This is a genomic window from Anaerococcus octavius (assembly GCF_900445265.1).
Taxonomy (GTDB): domain Bacteria; phylum Bacillota; class Clostridia; order Tissierellales; family Peptoniphilaceae; genus Anaerococcus; species Anaerococcus octavius.
The window spans coordinates 816017-833731 of record NZ_UFTA01000002.1; the positions used below are offsets into that span (position 1 = coordinate 816017).

15 protein-coding genes, 2 pseudogenes and 1 other annotated feature are annotated in these 17715 nt (G+C 30.1%); of the genes and pseudogenes, 5 read left to right on the forward strand and 12 right to left on the reverse strand.

What is annotated here, in order from left to right; all coding sequences use genetic code 11:
- Nucleotides 1-131 precede the first annotated feature (131 nt).
- Entirely contained in the window at nucleotides 132-428 is a 297-nt protein-coding gene (locus tag DY249_RS04135; protein ID WP_101540469.1) for a hypothetical protein, read from the forward strand.
- An 84-nt stretch (nucleotides 429-512) separates the two neighbouring features.
- Here DY249_RS04135 and DY249_RS04140 read toward each other — a convergent pair whose 3' ends face one another.
- The 8 genes and pseudogenes from DY249_RS04140 to DY249_RS04175 all read right to left on the reverse strand — a co-directional run bounded on the left by DY249_RS04140 (nucleotide 513) and on the right by DY249_RS04175 (nucleotide 8235).
- A complete protein-coding gene (locus DY249_RS04140; RefSeq protein WP_101540468.1) occupies nucleotides 513-761 on the reverse strand; it encodes a hypothetical protein in 249 nt (82 codons plus the stop codon).
- 78 nt (nucleotides 762-839) lie between these two features.
- Nucleotides 840-1484, reverse strand: a complete 645-nt coding sequence (gene pcp, locus DY249_RS04145; protein ID WP_101540467.1) for a pyroglutamyl-peptidase I — start codon at nucleotides 1482-1484, stop codon at nucleotides 840-842.
- A gap of 9 nt (nucleotides 1485-1493) precedes the next feature.
- Entirely contained in the window at nucleotides 1494-2441 is a 948-nt protein-coding gene (locus DY249_RS04150; RefSeq protein ID WP_172540057.1) for a 5-oxoproline transporter, DUF979 family subunit, read from the reverse strand.
- On the reverse strand, nucleotides 2441-3106 hold the full coding sequence (locus DY249_RS04155; RefSeq protein WP_101540466.1) for a DUF969 domain-containing protein: 666 nt from the start codon (nucleotides 3104-3106) through the stop codon (nucleotides 2441-2443). The genes DY249_RS04150 and DY249_RS04155 overlap by 1 nt, the downstream gene beginning before the upstream one ends.
- 540 nt (nucleotides 3107-3646) lie before the next feature.
- Entirely contained in the window at nucleotides 3647-4654 is a 1008-nt protein-coding gene (locus DY249_RS04160) for an alpha/beta hydrolase (RefSeq protein WP_115595280.1), read from the reverse strand.
- Nucleotides 4655-4656: 2 nt separating this feature from the next.
- Nucleotides 4657-4866: a cold-shock protein gene (locus DY249_RS04165; protein ID WP_101540464.1), complete on the reverse strand. Its 210-nt coding sequence runs from the start codon at nucleotides 4864-4866 to the stop codon at nucleotides 4657-4659.
- The gene (locus DY249_RS04170) at nucleotides 4866-5597 is read right to left on the reverse strand and encodes a class I SAM-dependent DNA methyltransferase (RefSeq protein ID WP_101540463.1); all 732 of its coding nucleotides are present in this window, start codon (nucleotides 5595-5597) and stop codon (nucleotides 4866-4868) included. Before DY249_RS04170 ends, DY249_RS04165 begins: the two co-directional genes overlap by 1 nt.
- Nucleotides 5597-8235, reverse strand: a pseudogene (locus DY249_RS04175) (valine--tRNA ligase). The gene DY249_RS04170 and the pseudogene DY249_RS04175 overlap by 1 nt, the downstream one beginning before the upstream one ends.
- A gap of 40 nt (nucleotides 8236-8275) precedes the next feature.
- Nucleotides 8276-8457, reverse strand: a binding site (T-box leader).
- Between the two features lie 240 nt (nucleotides 8458-8697).
- On the opposite strand from DY249_RS04175, the gene DY249_RS04180 reads away from it, so the two are divergent.
- Together DY249_RS04180 and ppdK are read left to right on the forward strand one after the other, a co-directional pair.
- Complete coding sequence (locus DY249_RS04180) at nucleotides 8698-9504, forward strand: pyruvate, water dikinase regulatory protein (protein ID WP_115595281.1); 807 nt, start codon at nucleotides 8698-8700, stop codon at nucleotides 9502-9504.
- A gap of 12 nt (nucleotides 9505-9516) precedes the next feature.
- The gene (gene ppdK, locus DY249_RS04185) at nucleotides 9517-12144 is read left to right on the forward strand and encodes a pyruvate, phosphate dikinase (RefSeq protein WP_115595282.1); all 2628 of its coding nucleotides are present in this window, start codon (nucleotides 9517-9519) and stop codon (nucleotides 12142-12144) included.
- A 54-nt stretch (nucleotides 12145-12198) separates the two neighbouring features.
- Here the strand turns inward: ppdK and DY249_RS09460 are convergent.
- From DY249_RS09460 to DY249_RS04205, 4 genes and pseudogenes are all read right to left on the reverse strand, one after another.
- Nucleotides 12199-13951, reverse strand: a pseudogene (locus DY249_RS09460) (oleate hydratase).
- Nucleotides 13952-14171: 220 nt separating this feature from the next.
- Nucleotides 14172-14510 (reverse strand): hypothetical protein, encoded by a 339-nt coding sequence (locus DY249_RS04195; protein WP_115595283.1) that lies wholly within the window; start codon nucleotides 14508-14510, stop codon nucleotides 14172-14174.
- Nucleotides 14503-15747 carry a DUF1576 domain-containing protein gene (locus DY249_RS04200; protein WP_147291901.1) on the reverse strand — a complete coding sequence of 415 codons (1245 nt, stop codon included), beginning with the start codon at nucleotides 15745-15747 and terminating at the stop codon, nucleotides 14503-14505. Before DY249_RS04200 ends, DY249_RS04195 begins: the two co-directional genes overlap by 8 nt.
- Before the next feature lie 4 nt (nucleotides 15748-15751).
- Entirely contained in the window at nucleotides 15752-16276 is a 525-nt protein-coding gene (locus DY249_RS04205) for a pyridoxamine 5'-phosphate oxidase family protein (protein ID WP_115595285.1), read from the reverse strand.
- Nucleotides 16277-16398: 122 nt separating this feature from the next.
- Here DY249_RS04205 and DY249_RS04210 point away from each other — a divergent pair, with 122 nt between their 5' ends.
- Both DY249_RS04210 and DY249_RS04215 read left to right on the forward strand, forming a co-directional pair.
- Entirely contained in the window at nucleotides 16399-16863 is a 465-nt protein-coding gene (locus DY249_RS04210) for a MarR family winged helix-turn-helix transcriptional regulator (RefSeq protein ID WP_115595286.1), read from the forward strand.
- The gene (locus tag DY249_RS04215) at nucleotides 16850-17707 is read left to right on the forward strand and encodes a DUF6544 family protein (RefSeq protein ID WP_115595287.1); all 858 of its coding nucleotides are present in this window, start codon (nucleotides 16850-16852) and stop codon (nucleotides 17705-17707) included. The genes DY249_RS04210 and DY249_RS04215 overlap by 14 nt, the downstream gene beginning before the upstream one ends.
- The last annotated feature ends 8 nt before the right edge of the window (nucleotides 17708-17715 follow it).

The following is a 17715-nucleotide window of genomic DNA, read 5'->3' on the forward strand; positions in this document are numbered from 1 at the left end:
ATAGGAGTTTTTATTGAAATATAGACGTTTTGTGATTTTTAATTATATATAAACTATAACTAAAGTTGACAATATAGCTATAAGAGACTATAATAACCGGTGTTAAGGAAATTAACATAAAGGAGAGTATTATGAACAAAAAATTATTAGCATTAGCATTAGCAGGAACATTCGCATTTGCAGGATGTGGAAACAATGCAGAAAACAAAGACGACACTGATACAAACGATACAAAAGTTGAAGAACCAGCTGTAGAAGACGAAACAAAAACAGAAGCTGATGACGCTGCAGACAAAGCAGATGATGCTGCAGACAAAGCAGAAGAAAAAGCTGATGACGCTGAAGAAAAAGCAGACGATGCTGAACAAGAAGCTGACGATGCAGCTACAGAAGTAGAAGAAGATACTACTGATAACGCAGGCAACTAATAAAGTTAATAAAAAAGACGGGATAGCTTATCCCGCCTTTTTTAATTGAAATTTATTTAATTATTTATTTTTATAATAATATTTTTATTTTATATCAGGGTTCTCGTATCCATTTTTAACAATTTTTTCACCCTTACATGTGTTTATTCTTTGTCCTTCAAATTCTACGATACCACAATGTTCACCATTGCTCATTGGAACATCTTCTACTAGCGATTCTTGATATTCTTTAACTTTTTCTATCTCTTCACTTGTTTTTTTGTAATTTATCATGTCTTCTTTTTCTAAATCGTCAGTTACATTCGCTAAATTATCTTTACCTTTATTTTTCATTTTAATTCTCCTTTTAATCTTTATAACTATATACCCATTTTGACTATTTTAAAAGATCCCGAAGGATCTAATTTAGTTTTAGTGAGTAGCTCCACCTGTTAGGTTCAAATCATCTTTGTTATCATATTTTACTATAGCTCTAATCGCTGCATTTAGTCCTACTACGATATCTTCAAGGCTCATTGAAGCTGTATCTTTTTTATCTAATACTTGTTCTGTTAAATATGGAACGTGGATAAATCCCGCTTTGATGTTTCCATATTTTTCAGCTAAGTATAAATCTTGGTACATAATGTGGTTACATACAAATGTACCTGCTGTGTTTGATACGCTTGCTGGCAGTTTTTCTTTTTTTATTTCTTCTACCATTGCTTTGATTGGTAAAGTTGAAAAATAAGCTGGTGCCCCGTCTTCTCTGATAACTACATCTATTGGTTGGTTACCCTCGTTATCTTCTATACGAGCATCATCTTCGTTGATTGCAACTCTTTCTACTGTAATTCCATATCTACCACCTGCTTGACCAATTGATAAAACTACATCTGGATTTACTTCTTTGATTTTTGCTTCAACTACTTCAGCTGATTTATGAAAAACTGTTGGAATTTCTAATTTTATTATTTCTGCACCTTCTATTGTATCATCTATTCTTTTTACTGATTCTATTGCTGGATTGGTTGCTTCTCCTTCAAAAGGATCAAATCCCGTTACTAATATCTTCATTTATTCCTCCTAAAATGCCCAAAATCTCATTAAAAGTATGTGGGCAATTATCATTATTATTGAAAATAAGGTTTGCTCCTTTATTACCCCATTTCTATCTTTCATTTCAAGTAGTCCTACTGGCAGCACGTTAAAGTTACCAGCCATTGGTGTTAAAAGAGTACCACAATATCCTGCTGTCATTGCTATTGCTGCAGCTATTGCTGGATCTGCTCCTTGGGCAATTACAAATGGAACACCTATGCCCGCGGTGATTACTGTAAAAGCTGCAAATGCATTTCCCATAATCGCAGTAAAAATCACCATACCAAGTACATAAGCAATAGAACCTGTCCATGGATTTACTATTGGTATCATACCACCAATAATTGATGCTATTACATCACCTACTCCTGCAGCTGCAAAGATTGCACCTAAAGCTGCTAAAAGTTGTGGCAAAATTGCCACTGCACCAACTTGTTGGACCATCCTATCGGATTGTTTCATCATATCTTTAACGCTTGATTTGGTCATAATCATTACAATGATAATTGCCACTATAGCTGTAAATCCTAGCACTGATGAAGATGAATCAGGAATTAGTTTTGCTAAGATAATTGCGAGTATAGCCATAACTATAACTGGTATAAATATTTTATTACCAAGTTTATCTGATCCTTCGACTTCTACCCTCTGATCATTAATTACGGCACCTTTTACCATAATTCCATTCATTAGAGAAATAATACCAATTATAACTACTAATATCCCTGAAATTATTGATGGGATTAATTTACCAAAAGCAAATAATACACCAAGAATAATCCAAAATATAACTGTAGTAATCTTTTTCTCATTATCTTCTGATCTTGCCACCCTATATGCTGTATAGAAAAATTGTAGACCAATTAATACATAGATAATCTCCAAAAATTTCGGAAAAAAGTCTGATGTTGATATACCAAATATTGTTTGCATTATTTATCCTCCTTAATTTTTCTATCATCAAGGATATTTTTAACAACTCCTAGCCCAAAGCAAATTAATGCAATTGGCATTGATTTTGAAGCTATATCTGCATTTGTTACAGGGTATCCAAGGGATTCCATTTGACCGGTAATTAATAGTACACCACCTGCTCCTATAAAAGTGTTTTGAGCAAAGAAATTACCAAAATTTTCCATAGCTGTAGCACGAGCTTTTAATTTTTCACTTTGTTCTGGTGTAATTTGACCATTTTGCTTTTCAACTGCAGCTTCTGCCATTGGGAAAATAATTGGCCTTACAAATTGTACTAGACCATAGATTCTCATTGATAAAAATCCTGCAAGTTCCCTAAATAATAAATAAACATTTAATAAAGCACCTGGTGATAAGTTTTCACGTTTTTTAACAAGTTTTTCTGCTGATTGCTTTAATCCATGTTGCTCAGATAATCCAATAACTGGCAAAGTTATGATAAACAAAGTTACTATTCTTTGACTTACAAAATTTTCGCCAAGTATTGCTAAAAATTTTGGTATTGAGATACCAGCTACCATAGCTGTTACGAATCCTGATAATATAACTGTAAATACAATATTTAATTTAAAAATAAATCCTAAAACAATTATCAGAATACCTATAAGTTTTAAATATTCCATTATTTCCTCCTTTTTGAATATTTGTATAATAATAGGATATTTTTAATAAAAAGTCAATGGAAATAATTTTATCATCTTTCTTTCACAATAAATATATATTTTTTTATTAATACACCATTAATTCTATTTTAAGTTCTACTGACTAAGTAATTTATCAATTACCAGAAATTATTTATGAAATATTTTAAAAATTATTAATGATGGATATCATCTTAGATGATGATAGAATATAAATAATAATTTTATTAGTGATAGAAAACCAGAAAATAATGCTGATTATTATTTTATTATCGATGTCAGAACTAATAAAGAATATAATAAGAAACAAATAGCAAATGGTATAAAAGATAAAAGCTTGCACTTTATTACAAAACTACTGCCCGAAGTGAATTTGTATCAAATATTTTATCTTAAACAGAATATAAACATAAGACCTAGAGTAAATTTATATAAGTACAAACAAAAAACATCAGACATAAATACAAATTATGCCTGATGTTAAATCCAACTTTAAGGGGTCAGTTCAAACTAGGAGTTTTTTTATTTATCTAGAAATTCTAATATATCTAAATAAACTTTTGCCTTATCTTTTTCATTTAATATTTCATGCTCCATATCGTCGTATTCTTTATAAGTTATACTTTTATAGCCAACTTTTTTAAGGGTATCTAAAGAATTTTCCAAACCTTTTTTTGATCCTGTAACAATATCATCCTTACCTGTTGCAGAGTGAATTTTTAATTTTGGGTTTTTAAATTCATATTCACCAACTTTGTGCATTTTGTTATTTAAGTCAATAATAACAACAACAGCTCTTTCTAAGAATTGGAACACTCTAAAACTATCATTTCTTTTTTCTATAACATTGTCCATATTATAAGATATCCAAGTATCATCATCTTCTCCACCTGGTAATAGCGGAGTTAGGACTGCTGGTTGATATTCACCAAAATAAAAGCTAATAATATTTCCTAGAAACTTACCAAATGAAGCTATATTACTATGTTCAACAGTTCCTATTAAAACAAGTTTTTCTATAGTATCATCATGATTTTGTAAGTACATACGAGCAATCATTGAGCCCATAGAATGACCTATCATATAAATTGGTAAGTCTGGATATTCGCTATTAATAAATGAGTTTATAACATAAGTATCATCTATTAATTCCTCGGATAATCTCATAAAACCATTTGGATATTTTTCTGAAATACTCTTACCATGGCCTCTATGATCGTGAGCAATAACTGTATAATCATTTTCTACCAAAAATTGTATAAAATCTAAATAATTATAAGAATGTTCAGCCATACCATGGACTATTTGAACAATTCCTTTGGAATTTTCAGCTTCATAAAGCCTTACAAAAATATCATGACCATCAGTATTTGTAATATACATTTCTGTATGATCCTCAAAACTTTGCTTTTGTTTTGCGAACCATTTACTGCCATTATTCATTTTTTTGTAGTCACTAGTTTTCTTTAAATAATGAATTTGTGGTAGTATCAAAACTAAAATAATAATAGGAAGCAACCAAGAGTCCATAACTAATCCTCCAATTTTTGTACATTTATAGCAGACGGACCACGTGGCTGGTCTATTTTGTCAAATGAAACTTTATCACCTTGATACAATTTTTTATATTTTTCATCTGAAATTATGCTAGAAAAATGTACAAAATAATCTATATCATCATCTGTACTTATAAAACCATAGCCTTTTTTATTATCAAAAAATTTTACTATACCTTCTGCCATCACTTACCCTTTACTGCACTAATTAATATTCTTTGACTGTCCTCTTTTATACTTGAAAAATCATCTTCATCATAAATCTTTATTTCTTCAAAACCACTTTTACTGACCATATTTTTTATTTCTTCTATAGAATAAACTCGTTCTTGTTGATATTCGTAAATCCTGTCATAAGAACCATTTTCATTTTCAACAAAGAAATTAAGATGCATATCTACCAAGTCATCTTCATAAAAATTATCCCAAGTATAAAAAATATCTTCGTACTCATATACATAACAATTAGATCCAAAAATTTCTGTCATTTTATATTCTGAGTTTATATCAAAAACCAATAGTCCATTGTCTTTTAAATTCTTATAGCAGTTGTTAAAAAGTTTCTTTAGCTCTTTTTGATCTGTCACATAATTTATAGAATCTAGTAATATTACGATCAAATCATATTTATTAGGGTTTTCAAACTCTAACATATCATAGTAAATAAGATTGACATTGTTATTATCATATTTACTAGCAAAAACATTTAGCATATCTGTTGAAATATCTAGAGCATCAATATTTTTAAATTCATCAAAAAAATATTGAGTAAGCATGCCAGAGCCTGCAGCAAGCTCTAGCATATTTTCTTTTTTAATGTTATATTTATCAACTAAAGACAAAATATTTTTTGCATATCCTTCATAATCTATATCAAAGCTTAATTTGTCATATATATAAGAAAAATCTTCGTACATTATTTATCCTTAATTTCTTCTAAAGATAGTTTTGTTTTTTCTAATAAATCTTCATAGTTAGCGAGTTTTTCTCTTTCTTCATTTACTACAGCTTCAGGAGCTTTGTTTACGAAGTTTTCGTTATTTAATTTACCACTTGCTCTTTTTATTTCGCATTCTAGCCTTTTATTTCTTCATTTAGACGTTTACGTTCTTGTTTATAATCCATTAGATCATCTAAGCTCATTAATACTGAAAATTCATTAAATACTAGATTTACAAGATTTTCTTTATCTTTATCAAATTCATCTTTTAAGTATATATCTACTTCATTTGAATTTGCTAGATTTTTAAACTGTCCTTTTAGATTTTCTAGTAAGTCTTTGTATTCTTCATTTTCTGCTAGGATTATTAAATCTTGCTTAGTTTTTGCACCTACATTTAGTGTTGCTCTTTGATTTCTAATTGCAGTGATAGCTTCAATAGCAGAATTTACAGTTGCTTCTTCGCTAATAAACTCAAATTCTTCGTTAAATATTGGCCAATCTTCTACAATAAGCATATCTTTTTTATCTGGTAATGCCGAATAAATTTCTTCTGTTATAAATGGCATAAATGGATGTAAAAGAGCTATCATTTTATTTAATACATATAATAAAACTTTTTTAACATCAGCTTTTGCTTTTTCATCTTCACCATATAATCTTAATTTTGCAAATTCTATATACCAGTCGCAATATTCTTCCCAAATAAAGTTTTCTATTCTACTTGCTGCAAGACCAATCTCATATTTTTCAAGATTTTTTGTAACTTCTTCTATAACATTATTTAAACGTTTTAAAATCCACTTATCTTCTAAGGCAAGATTTTCTACTTTAGAGAAGTCTAGGTCATCTCCCTCGTCTATATTCATTAAAACAAAACGAGTTGCATTCCATAGTTTATTGGCAAAGTTACGGCTTGCAATAATTCTTTTTTCATCATAACGCATATCATTTCCAGGACTATTTCCAGTAATAAGGGTAAATCTTAAGGCATCTGCCCCATATTCGTTTACAACATCAATTGGATCTACACCATTTCCTAATGATTTACTCATCTTTCTACCTTGTGGATCACGGATAAGTCCTGTAAATAAAACGTGATCAAATGGAACTTTTCCTGTTGTATAAAGAGATGAAAATACCATTCTAATTACCCAGAAGAATATTATGTCATATCCTGTAACTAAAATATCTGTTGGGAAGAAATAATCTAATTTTTTATTTTCGTTTGGCCAACCTAGGGTAGCAAATGGCCAAAGTGCTGATGAAAACCAAGTATCAAGGGTATCTTCTTCTTGGGTTACATGAACACCATTTAGCTTGCCTTCTTCATCTGGATCATCCTCTGAAACTATTATTTCACCATCATCAGTGTAGAATACTGGGAGTCTGTGACCCCACCAAAGTTGACGAGATATAGTCCAGTCTCTGATATTATTTAGCCAGTTCATATAAGTTTTTCCAAGTGAATCTGGGATTAATTGTAGCTCTCCATCTTGGTAAACATCAGCTGCCATTTTAGCAAGTTCATCCATTTTAACAAACCATTGCTTAGAAATAAGTGGTTCTATAACAACATTTGTTCTTTCACTATAACCTACTGCATGGGTTAAAGTTTCTATTTTTTCTAGATAACCTTCATCTTCTAATTGTTCAATTATTTGTTTTCTAGCTTCATATCTATCAAGCCCAGAATATTTTCCATATTCATCTGTAATATGTCCCTTTGTATCTATTACTACACATTGACCTAGTTTATGGCGAGCTCCAACTTCAAAATCGTTAGGATCATGGCTTGGAGTAATTTTTACACATCCAGTACCGTATTCCATGTCTACATAGCTATCTTCTATTATAGGGATTTTTCTTCCAACTATTGGCAATATTACATTTTTACCTATCTTATCTTTAAATCTAGTATCTTCTGGATTTACTGCAACGGCAAGGTCACCAAACATAGTTTCTGGGCGAGTTGTTGCTATTGTTAGATATTCATCACTATTTTCAAAGAAATATTTGATATACCAAAGATTGCCCTCTTTTTCTACATGATAAACTTCGGCATCAGAAATAGCTGTTTCTGCTTCTACATCCCAATTTACAATCCTATTACCTTGGTAAATTAAACCATCATCATACATTTTTTTGAAAACACGTTTTACAGCACGAGTTAGATTTTCATCCATAGTGAAAGAATCATAATCCCAATCACAAGAAACACCGATAGTTCTTAATTGTTTTTTAATTCTACCACCGTATTGTGCAGTCCATGCCCAAGCTTCTTCTAGGAACTTATCACGTCCTAATTCTTTTTTTGTATGACCTTCACTTCTGATTTTACCTACTACTTTTGCTTCTGTTGATATAGATGCATGATCAGTCCCTGGTATCCATAAAGCTTCAAAGCCTGCCATTCTCTTATAACGAATGATAATATCTTGAATAGTATTATTTAATGCATGACCTAAGTGTAGTTGACCTGTGACATTTGGTGGTGGCATAACTATTGTAAATGGTTTTTTATCTTTATTGACATCAGCTTTAAAATATCCACCATCTTCCCATTTTTTATAGATTTCTTTTTCAAAACCATTAGGATTATATTTTGTATCCATCTATTACTCCTTTTCATAAAAAAAGTGGTTAACACTATAGCTCTAGGACGAGTTATCGCGTTACCACCTAAATTCCTTTTTAAATTAAAAAGACTCTTATCATACTTATGCGTATCACATTGAAATATAAATAAAAGCAACCTTCGAAAGCTTGTAGCTAAAGATTTGCACCAACCATCTTCTCTCTAAAAGCACTTACAATCTACTCCTCTTTTAATATTTCATATTAAATTTCTTTAATTATTATATTATCATAAATTAATTTGTCAAAAAAGAACTTATTCATATGAAAACATTTTACAATAATCTAAAAGAACAAAAGTTAACACAAAATTATTTTTTGTATATTTCTGTAAAATTAGATAAAATTAAACAATTATCAGCAATAAATTCTATATGAAAATATTTTCATATTATAAATTAAGTGTTATAATAGCACTAGGGTTAGAGGAGGAGAATTATATGGAAATTTTAGTTTATATTATTTCAGATGCAGATGGAGTAGGTATATCTAGATTAGCTTCAAATACTATGCAAAAGTTTGATATAGATTACAAGGAGAAAACTTTCACTAACATTAGAACTAATGATGATCTATCTACAATACTATATCAAATAAATACTAATAATTCTCAAAAAATAATTTTCAACTCTTTAAATGACCCAGATCACAATAAGTTTCTTAATGATTTTAGCAATAAAACAGACATCTTATCTATTGATTACACAAGCTACTCATTAAATAAAATCAGTGATTTTTTAGGAGTAGAACCAGTAGAAGGTTTGGCTGAAGATGATTATAGAATTGTTCACCATTATAAAAGATTAGATGCTTTGGATTTTGCTATTAAATATGACGACGGTCGAGATTTTAAGGGATTAAAATATTGTGATATATGTATTATAGGAGTTTCTAGATCATCTAAAACCCCACTATCAGTATATCTTGCTAGTATTGGCTACAAGGTTATTAATGTACCTATTTTGTTAGAATCTAGGGTGCCAAGGGAGCTTTTTGAAATTGATTCTAAAAAAATATTCGGGCTTACTTTAGATAAAAATAGGCTACAAAAAATAAGAAAAGAAAGACTCAAATCGATTAACCTATCTTCAAATTCAAATTACTCGGATATAGGTCATATTGAAAAAGAGCTTGATTTTGCAAATGAATTGATGGAAGATTTGGATTGTCAAATTATTGATGTCACATACAAATCTATAGAGGAAATTTCTGAATACATTATTAGCAGCATTGAAAATATTAATTAGGAAGGAAAAAACATGACTGAAAAATATGTTTACAGTTTTAATGAAGGCAACAAAGATATGAGGTCTCTTTTAGGTGGTAAGGGTGCAAACCTTGCAGAAATGACTACTATGGGTATTTCTGTTCCTTATGGTTTTACAGTTACTACTGATGCATGTACAAGATTTTATAAAGAAGATGAAAAATTATGGGAAGATTTAAATAACGAAGTATCTGAACACATCAAAGATCTTGAAAAAGAAAATGGAAAAACATTTGGTTCTACAGAAGATCCACTTTTAGTTTCTGTTAGATCTGGTGCGCCTATATCAATGCCTGGTATGATGGATACTATTTTAAATTTAGGTTTAAATGATGATGCTGTTTTGGGTTTAGCTAAAAAAACAGAAAATGAAAGATTTGCCTACGATTCTTATAGAAGGTTTATTCAAATGTTCTCAGATGTTGCAATGGGACTTGATAAAAATAATTTTGAAAAATTATTAACTGCTAAGAAAAATGATAGAGGCGTTGAGCAAGATACAGAATTAAACGCTGATGATTTAAAAGAATTAGTAGAAGAATATAAAGAAAAATATAAAGAACTAAAAGGTGAAGATTTTCCACAAGAACCTCGTGAACAATTAGATCTTGCAATTTCTGCAGTATTTAAATCTTGGGGAAATGATCGTGCTATACTTTATAGAAAACTAAATGATATAGATGATGCTATGGGAACAGCAGTAAACATTCAATCTATGGTATTTGGTAATATGGGAGATACATCTGGAACAGGTGTAGCATTTTCAAGAAACCCAGCAACTGGAGAAAATAAATTATTTGGAGAATATTTAATCAACGCTCAAGGTGAAGATGTTGTAGCTGGTGTTAGGACTCCTCAAGAAATACACACTCTAAATGAAGCTATGCCAGAAGTTTACGAAGAGTTTGCAACAACTGCTAAAAAGCTAGAGGAGCACTATCATGATATGCAAGATATGGAATTTACTATCCAAGAAGGAAAGCTATTCTTACTTCAAACTAGAAATGGTAAAAGAACTGCTCACGCAGCTGTAAAAGCTGCTGTGGATATGGTGGAAGAAGGTTTAATTGATAAAAAAGAAGCTGTCTTAAGAGTTAATCCAAAAGATTTAGATGGTTTACTCCACCCTACTTTTACTAATGAAGCTATGAAAGAAAATCAAGCTGTCGCACAAGGTCTTGCAGCATCTCCAGGAGCAGCTGTAGGAAAAATTGCTTTTACTGCAAAAGATGCAGCAAAAAGAGCATCAGATGGTGAACAAGTAATATTAGTTCGTGAAGAAACATCTCCTGAAGATTTAGAAGGAATGGTAAAAGCTAATGGTATATTAACTGCTCGTGGTGGAATGACAAGCCATGCTGCTGTAGTTGCTCGTGGTATGGGCAAATGCTGTGTATCTGGTGCTAGTGAAGTACACGTAGATGAAGATGAAGGAACAATGAGAATTGGCGATCAAGTTTATACAAAAGATGATACAATTTCTCTTGATGGTTCAACAGGAGACGTTTATATAGGATCTCTTGAAACTCAATCTCCACAACTAGAAGGAAACTTTGGAACATTTATGGGTTGGGTTGATGAATTTAGAGATATGAAAATAAGGACAAACGCTGATACACCTAGAGATGTAGAACAAGCTTTAGACTTTGGTGCTGAAGGTATTGGTCTTTGCCGTACAGAGCATATGTTCTTTAAAGAAGATAGGATTTTCCAAGTTCGTAAAATGATTTTAGCAAATGATCTTGAAACAAGAAAATCTGCATTAGATAAAATATTGCCAATGCAAGAAGACGATTTCTATCAAATCTATACACTTATGGGTGATAAACCAGTTACAGTAAGACTTCTAGATCCACCACTTCATGAATTCTTACCAAGAGGTGAAGCTGAAATTAAAGACTTGGCATTAGATCTTAATATAGAACCAGCAAGAGTTAGAGAAAGAATTGCAGAACTGGAAGAAGTAAACCCTATGCTAGGCTTTAGAGGATTAAGACTTGGCGTAAGATATCCAGAAATTTCTAGAATGCAAGCAAGAGCAATCATGCAAGCTGCTATCCATTGCCATGAAGATGGTATAGAAGTTGTACCAGAAATCATGATTCCTTTATCAAGTGATGTAAAAGAATTAAAATATGTAATTGATGAAGTAAATGATGAAATCCAAAAAGTATTCGAAGAAAAAGGAAAAGAAATCAAATACCTTGTAGGTACAATGATAGAAATCCCTAGAGCAGCTATAACAGCTGATGAAATAGCAGAAATCACAGATTTCTTTAGCTTTGGTACAAATGACCTTACACAAATGACATTTGGTCTATCAAGAGATGATGCTGGCAAATTCTTACCTTTATACCTAGAAAAAGATTTATTTGCCAAAGATCCATTCCAAGTATTAGATCAGAAAGGTGTAGGTTTCTTAGTTGAAACAGCTGTAGAAAAAGGTAGATCAGCAAATAAAGATCTACACTTAGGAATTTGTGGAGAACACGGCGGTGAACCATCTACTGTAAAATACTTATACAACGTTGGTTTAGATTATGCTTCATGCTCACCATTTAGAGTTCCAATAGCAAAACTAGCTGCTGCCCAAGCTGCTATCGAAAAAGAAAATAAATAATAAGTAAAAGACCTGGATTATTCCAGGTCTTTTACTTATTATTTTGATTACAAATTAAATCAAGTTATTTTCTTCTAACCAGACTTCTATATCTGTACCTTTTAATTTATCTTTTAAACCTTTAGCTGCCAATTTTGGAATTGGAAGGTTTGGTTTTTCGTAATCATTTAGTGCACTTACTGCATTCATGAGATATCTTATATCATATCTTGATGCATAAACTTCTGGAATTCCTTTTTCAACTCCACATAATGCATAGACAGCTTCCATAGCAGTTCTACCTGAGTATTCTGTTGTAAATACTGTATCTCTGCCTGGTTTATCTAGTGTTTCTGCAAATTGTCCCAAGAAAGCAAAGTTAACTGCTCCTTTTGGAACTACATATGGTCTATCTCCAAACTCACGTGGTTCAAAGTGGCTTGTGATATATGGCATCATTACTGGAATTGCAGAGCAGTCTTTAGCTAGTCTGTCAATTTCTGATGTAGGAACTCCTATATGATATAGCCATTCTTTGGTAATTTCTTTACCAGTACAGTCTCTCATTGGTTTATCTATATAGTTACCTTTTTTATCTGAGAATAGTCCATATACCCAAACGCATACATCATCTTTTGGCTGACCTACGTATTGAGGTTGTCTATTTATTGTCCAACTCATTAGCCAGTTTGAGTCATGAACTGTTACTATACCGCCTGTTACAGTTTTTCCTGTATATGGGCTTCTTTGAGTGATTTTTTCGATATAGTCAATTACTTCTCCACCATGAACTGTGACTGTACATGATTCCCAATTTGTTCTTTCTACATCTGAGCAGAATTTATCTGGATGACCAAATTCGTCAGATTTTAATGCTATGTTTCTCCATAGTTCCCAACTACCACCAAGATCTGCAGTTAAAGTAGCTGGAGTATTATCATCACCATAGCTTGTAGATTATGTCATAGATTCATTGGTAATTAAGACTAAATCATTTTCTGTTAAATCTATTGGTTTATCTTCTCACTTACTATTTTCTATAACTAATTTTGTAGCTACTTTTTCTCATCTGAGATATCAAAATCAACATCTGTTATAGTTACTCCATATTAAAATTTTGCATCTTGGTCTTTTAACCATTTTACACTATTGATTCGCATTGGTCATATTCTGTAAATTGTAGAGCTGATAAATCTGGCAATCCTCCAACATGGTAAATAAATCTGTTTAAATATGATTTCATTTCTAAAGTAGAGTTCCAGTTTTAGAAAACAAACAATGATCTCCATAAAATCCAGAAGTCGCTATTTAATGTTTCTTTACTAAATACCTCATCAATTTGCTTATTTTCCAATTAATCATCTACAGTTATTGTTAAATCCATTATTTTTTTAAAACTTTATCACTTAGATTGAATTTATCATTATTGTATCTTTGTCCATTTTTATGGATAATACGACATTTACTGTAGTTAGGATCATATAAATTTGTGTAAAAGAAATGGCCTAAGATTGATTGCTCAGGATCTTCAGCTGATGGAACTGCACTATAAAATTTCAAAGTGATGTCCCATTTTTCTACCACCACGAGCTACATAACCGTGGTATTCATCTTTATAATCTCCATCTAAACTACCAACCGGCATTTCTAATTGTTATATTTTCTGCTTTCATATGTGCATCTTTTACTAGAAAACCACCAGCAGATAATGTTCTTCCTATTATATATACTTTTTATCGTCTATATCCTTATGTTTTCTAGCTTTGACAAGACAACGGTCGTTACCATTTATAAAATAAACTCTATCATCATAACTTTTTTTATTCATAATTATCCCCTTTATGATAATACATTTTTTTAACTTATATTAAGTTAAAATCTCTTATAAATCTATAATCCTCACTTAAAAATAATATACATATTTCATAACTTTACCAAATTGAAACATTCTTATTAAATATTTTTTATATTGATTGTTTAATAATAAAACATATATTTATGATATCTATCTCATATTATAAAAATAACCAGTCGTAGAAACTGGTTATTTATATATGTTTTCTTATTAAATTTATAGTTAATGTATCACCGTCTAAATTTACTTCAGCTTCGTCTATCAAATACCCTATAGTGTTCAATTCTCCTTGACCATCAGAATCCAAAAGACCATCGTAATAATCTTCATATGCACTTAACCTAGGGTGAGTAAAATACTGTCTTAAGCCAGTAATATCTATATTTTCAGCATTAACTTTACCTTTTATGATTATACTTGTAGCTTGCTCGTTTATATTTATATTAGCACTTATATTTTGAAATTCATGGAGTACAAAATATTCTACAATAACATTTAAAATTTTTCTTGCCTTATCTCTTTCTTTAATCACGCTCTCGCCTTTCCATAAAATTTTTATATAGTGGTAGTAAAACTGCAGCTACAATTCCACCAGCAAGTCCATTATTATATAAGTTTATGCCACCGTGGATAAAAGAAGTATTTGTTGCAACTGCCTTGTGAACAAATCCTGCAAAAATACCTGGAATAAATCCAAATTCTCCTGCTATAGGAGCAAGTGTTGTAGAAAATAAAGCAGTTAAAATTGCAGTGGTACTTGATGGTTCATATTTATTTATAAGACTTGTTAAATAAACTCCTATCATAATTGGTAATATATTTCTAGGATGTTTTCCAAAAGCAGAAAATCCCATAACGTTAAAAATGCCACCCATAATTGGTCCATTTATAACACCGTTACTCATTTTTACAAACAAAATTGCTAGCAGACCATTAATCCCCATATTTACCATTACTAAATATTTGTTAGCTTCTATAGTATAGTCTGTAATTAATTTACCACTATGAGACATTAATTGCTTGTAACCGTTAAATCCTTGATTTTTAATAAGTCCGTAAATAATAAAACTAGCACAAAAAATAAGAATAAATGCAAAGGCAAATTTATCGTTTCCGTCATAAACTATATTTATTACAGGCATTTCTATGTCAAACATCCTTAAAATACCAGCAAAAATAATACCAATAATTCCTAAAGTAAAGCCAATATTATATAGAGAATACCCATCATGAAATTTTACAAAGGAAGTTGAAACAGGAATAATTATAAAACCAATTATAATGCCTGCTAAAAAACCTAATAATAAGCCTTTGATAATAGAAAAGCCTAAACCAAAAATCAAAAGACTAACCAAAGGACTTATTCCAGTGACAAAGCACATAACATGCATAAAGTTTGATATAGATAATTTTTTTAATTTTGTATATAAGTAAACACCAATCATAAGAGGCAAAGAGTTAATAAGATTTTTTCCAAAAAAGCTAAATCCTGTTAGAGCAAACATACCAGCTATCAACGCCCCTGTAAGAGCAGCTCCACTTTTTTCAGCAAATACTAACGAAATAAAAAGCATAAAACCAGCATTTATAAAACTTGCCCCTATACCTCCTATCTGCATATAATCTGAAACTAAAATGCTTGGAGAACTGACAATTTTTAAAAGTCCCTGATAAATATTTGTCGGAGAATCTAAAGATAGTCCATATACCATCATCAAGAAGCTAAAAATATATAAATCCTTGTATCTAATTTTACTTAATTTTTTCATAACTCTATATTTCAACTTTTTTACTTCTTAGCTCTAAATTTCTAATATCAACTTTAAAAGTCTTAGTTATTGATAAACTTCTATTTATAGGGATATCAAAGTAATCCATCATATCTGGTGTATATTTTTGACATATTGCGCGCATGATTTCAATTTTTTTGTTTTCATCAATTACTTCAATAGCTTCACCAATTATAATAACCGATTCAAAACTAGTAGTAAAAACTGAATTAACAAATTTACCATGATTAGAAGGATCATTAATTATTTCTTCAATTTCATTTTTATCATATAAGTGTGGTACTTCCACTTCACCTACAAAAGTAATACTTATATGATGATTAGAATTTATAAATTCAATTTTTTGTCCCTTTTGTCCAGTGTGAAAATATAAAGTGTCCTCAACTCTCACAATAGATAAAGGAACCCCGTAAGCCTCATTATCTTTTGCTAGGCAAAGTACTCCATACTGAGCATTATCTATTATTTTATAAGCTTTTATTAAATCATTATTTTTTTTATTTGACATATAAACTCCTAATAACTATTATATACCATATTTGTTCATCTAATTATAAACTATAAATAAATTGTTGACAATGAAAGCGTATTCATTTATTATTTAAGTAACTAGTTACTACGGAGGTTAAAATGTCAAATAATCCACTAGAAGATAAGCAAATTATATTTGCAAATATATTTATATTCTCCAATCGCTTACAAACAGCATGCGAAAAAATACAAAGAGAAATAACGATGAAACAATGGTTAATGTTAGCTATAGCCTCAAGCATAGATGGGAATAAAAATCTAACTAAAATAGGGAATCTCATGGGATGTTCAAGGCAAAATATTAAAAAATTAGCAAATCCTTTAGAAAACAAGGGCTTTATTGTATTTGAAAAGGGAGAAAATAATTCATTAAATATAATAATTACAAAAAAATATTATGATTACTCAAAAAATATGAGTTCTAGTCATTTAAGAACTTTAAATCTTTTATTTGAAAAATTTAATGATGAAGAAATAAAGGAATTTATGAGATATTTAAAAAAATTGGAAGATGGTTTAATTAATGTAGAAACTTACGGAGAAACAATCAATGAAAGGAATTAAAAACAAACTCATGCTTATAATCGGTTGTTTATTTATTATTATTGGACTTTTAATTATATTTTTTAATATCCCCTATTCATCTTTAAAAAATGAATTTAATAATGATTTGGAACAAACAATTCAAAATACAAAAATAGAAAAAGATGTTTTTACAGAAGATGATTTTAGGTCATATCCACTTGCTATTCAAAAGTATATAACAAATAATGGATTTATCGGTAATCAAAAAATGTCCTATTTAAATATTTTTTTTGAAAATACTGATTTTATACAAGATCCCAAAAAAATAAAATTAAAAATAGATTATAATCAATATAATTTTGCAAAAAGGCCAGCCAGACTCGCATACATAAATAGTTCCATTTATGGTATCCCTTTTGAAGGCTATGATTATTTTTTTAATGAAATTGGCGGAATGAAAGGTGTGATCGGAAAGAAAATACAAATTTTTAATCAAAAAGGATCCGATATAGATAAAGGGGCTTTATGCACATATCTTGCCGAATCATTATTTATTCCAACCTCATTATTAGAAAATGATATAATTTTTGGAGAAATTGATCCATTTAATGTAAAGGCTACTATAAATTTAAAAGGAATAAGTGTAAGCGGAGTATTTACCTTTAATGAAGAATATGAAATGATAAAATTTTATACAGAAGATCGTGCTGCAGTAAAAGATGACGGATCTGTTGATTATATTCCTTGGACAGCAAAGTGTGATAATTATAAAAAAGATAAAGATGGTATTAATTTCCCTAATAAGCTTAAAGCTATTTGGAATTATCCAGATAAAGATTTAATTTACTTCGATGGTAGTGTAAAATATTTTTCTTTTAAATAAAAAATAAG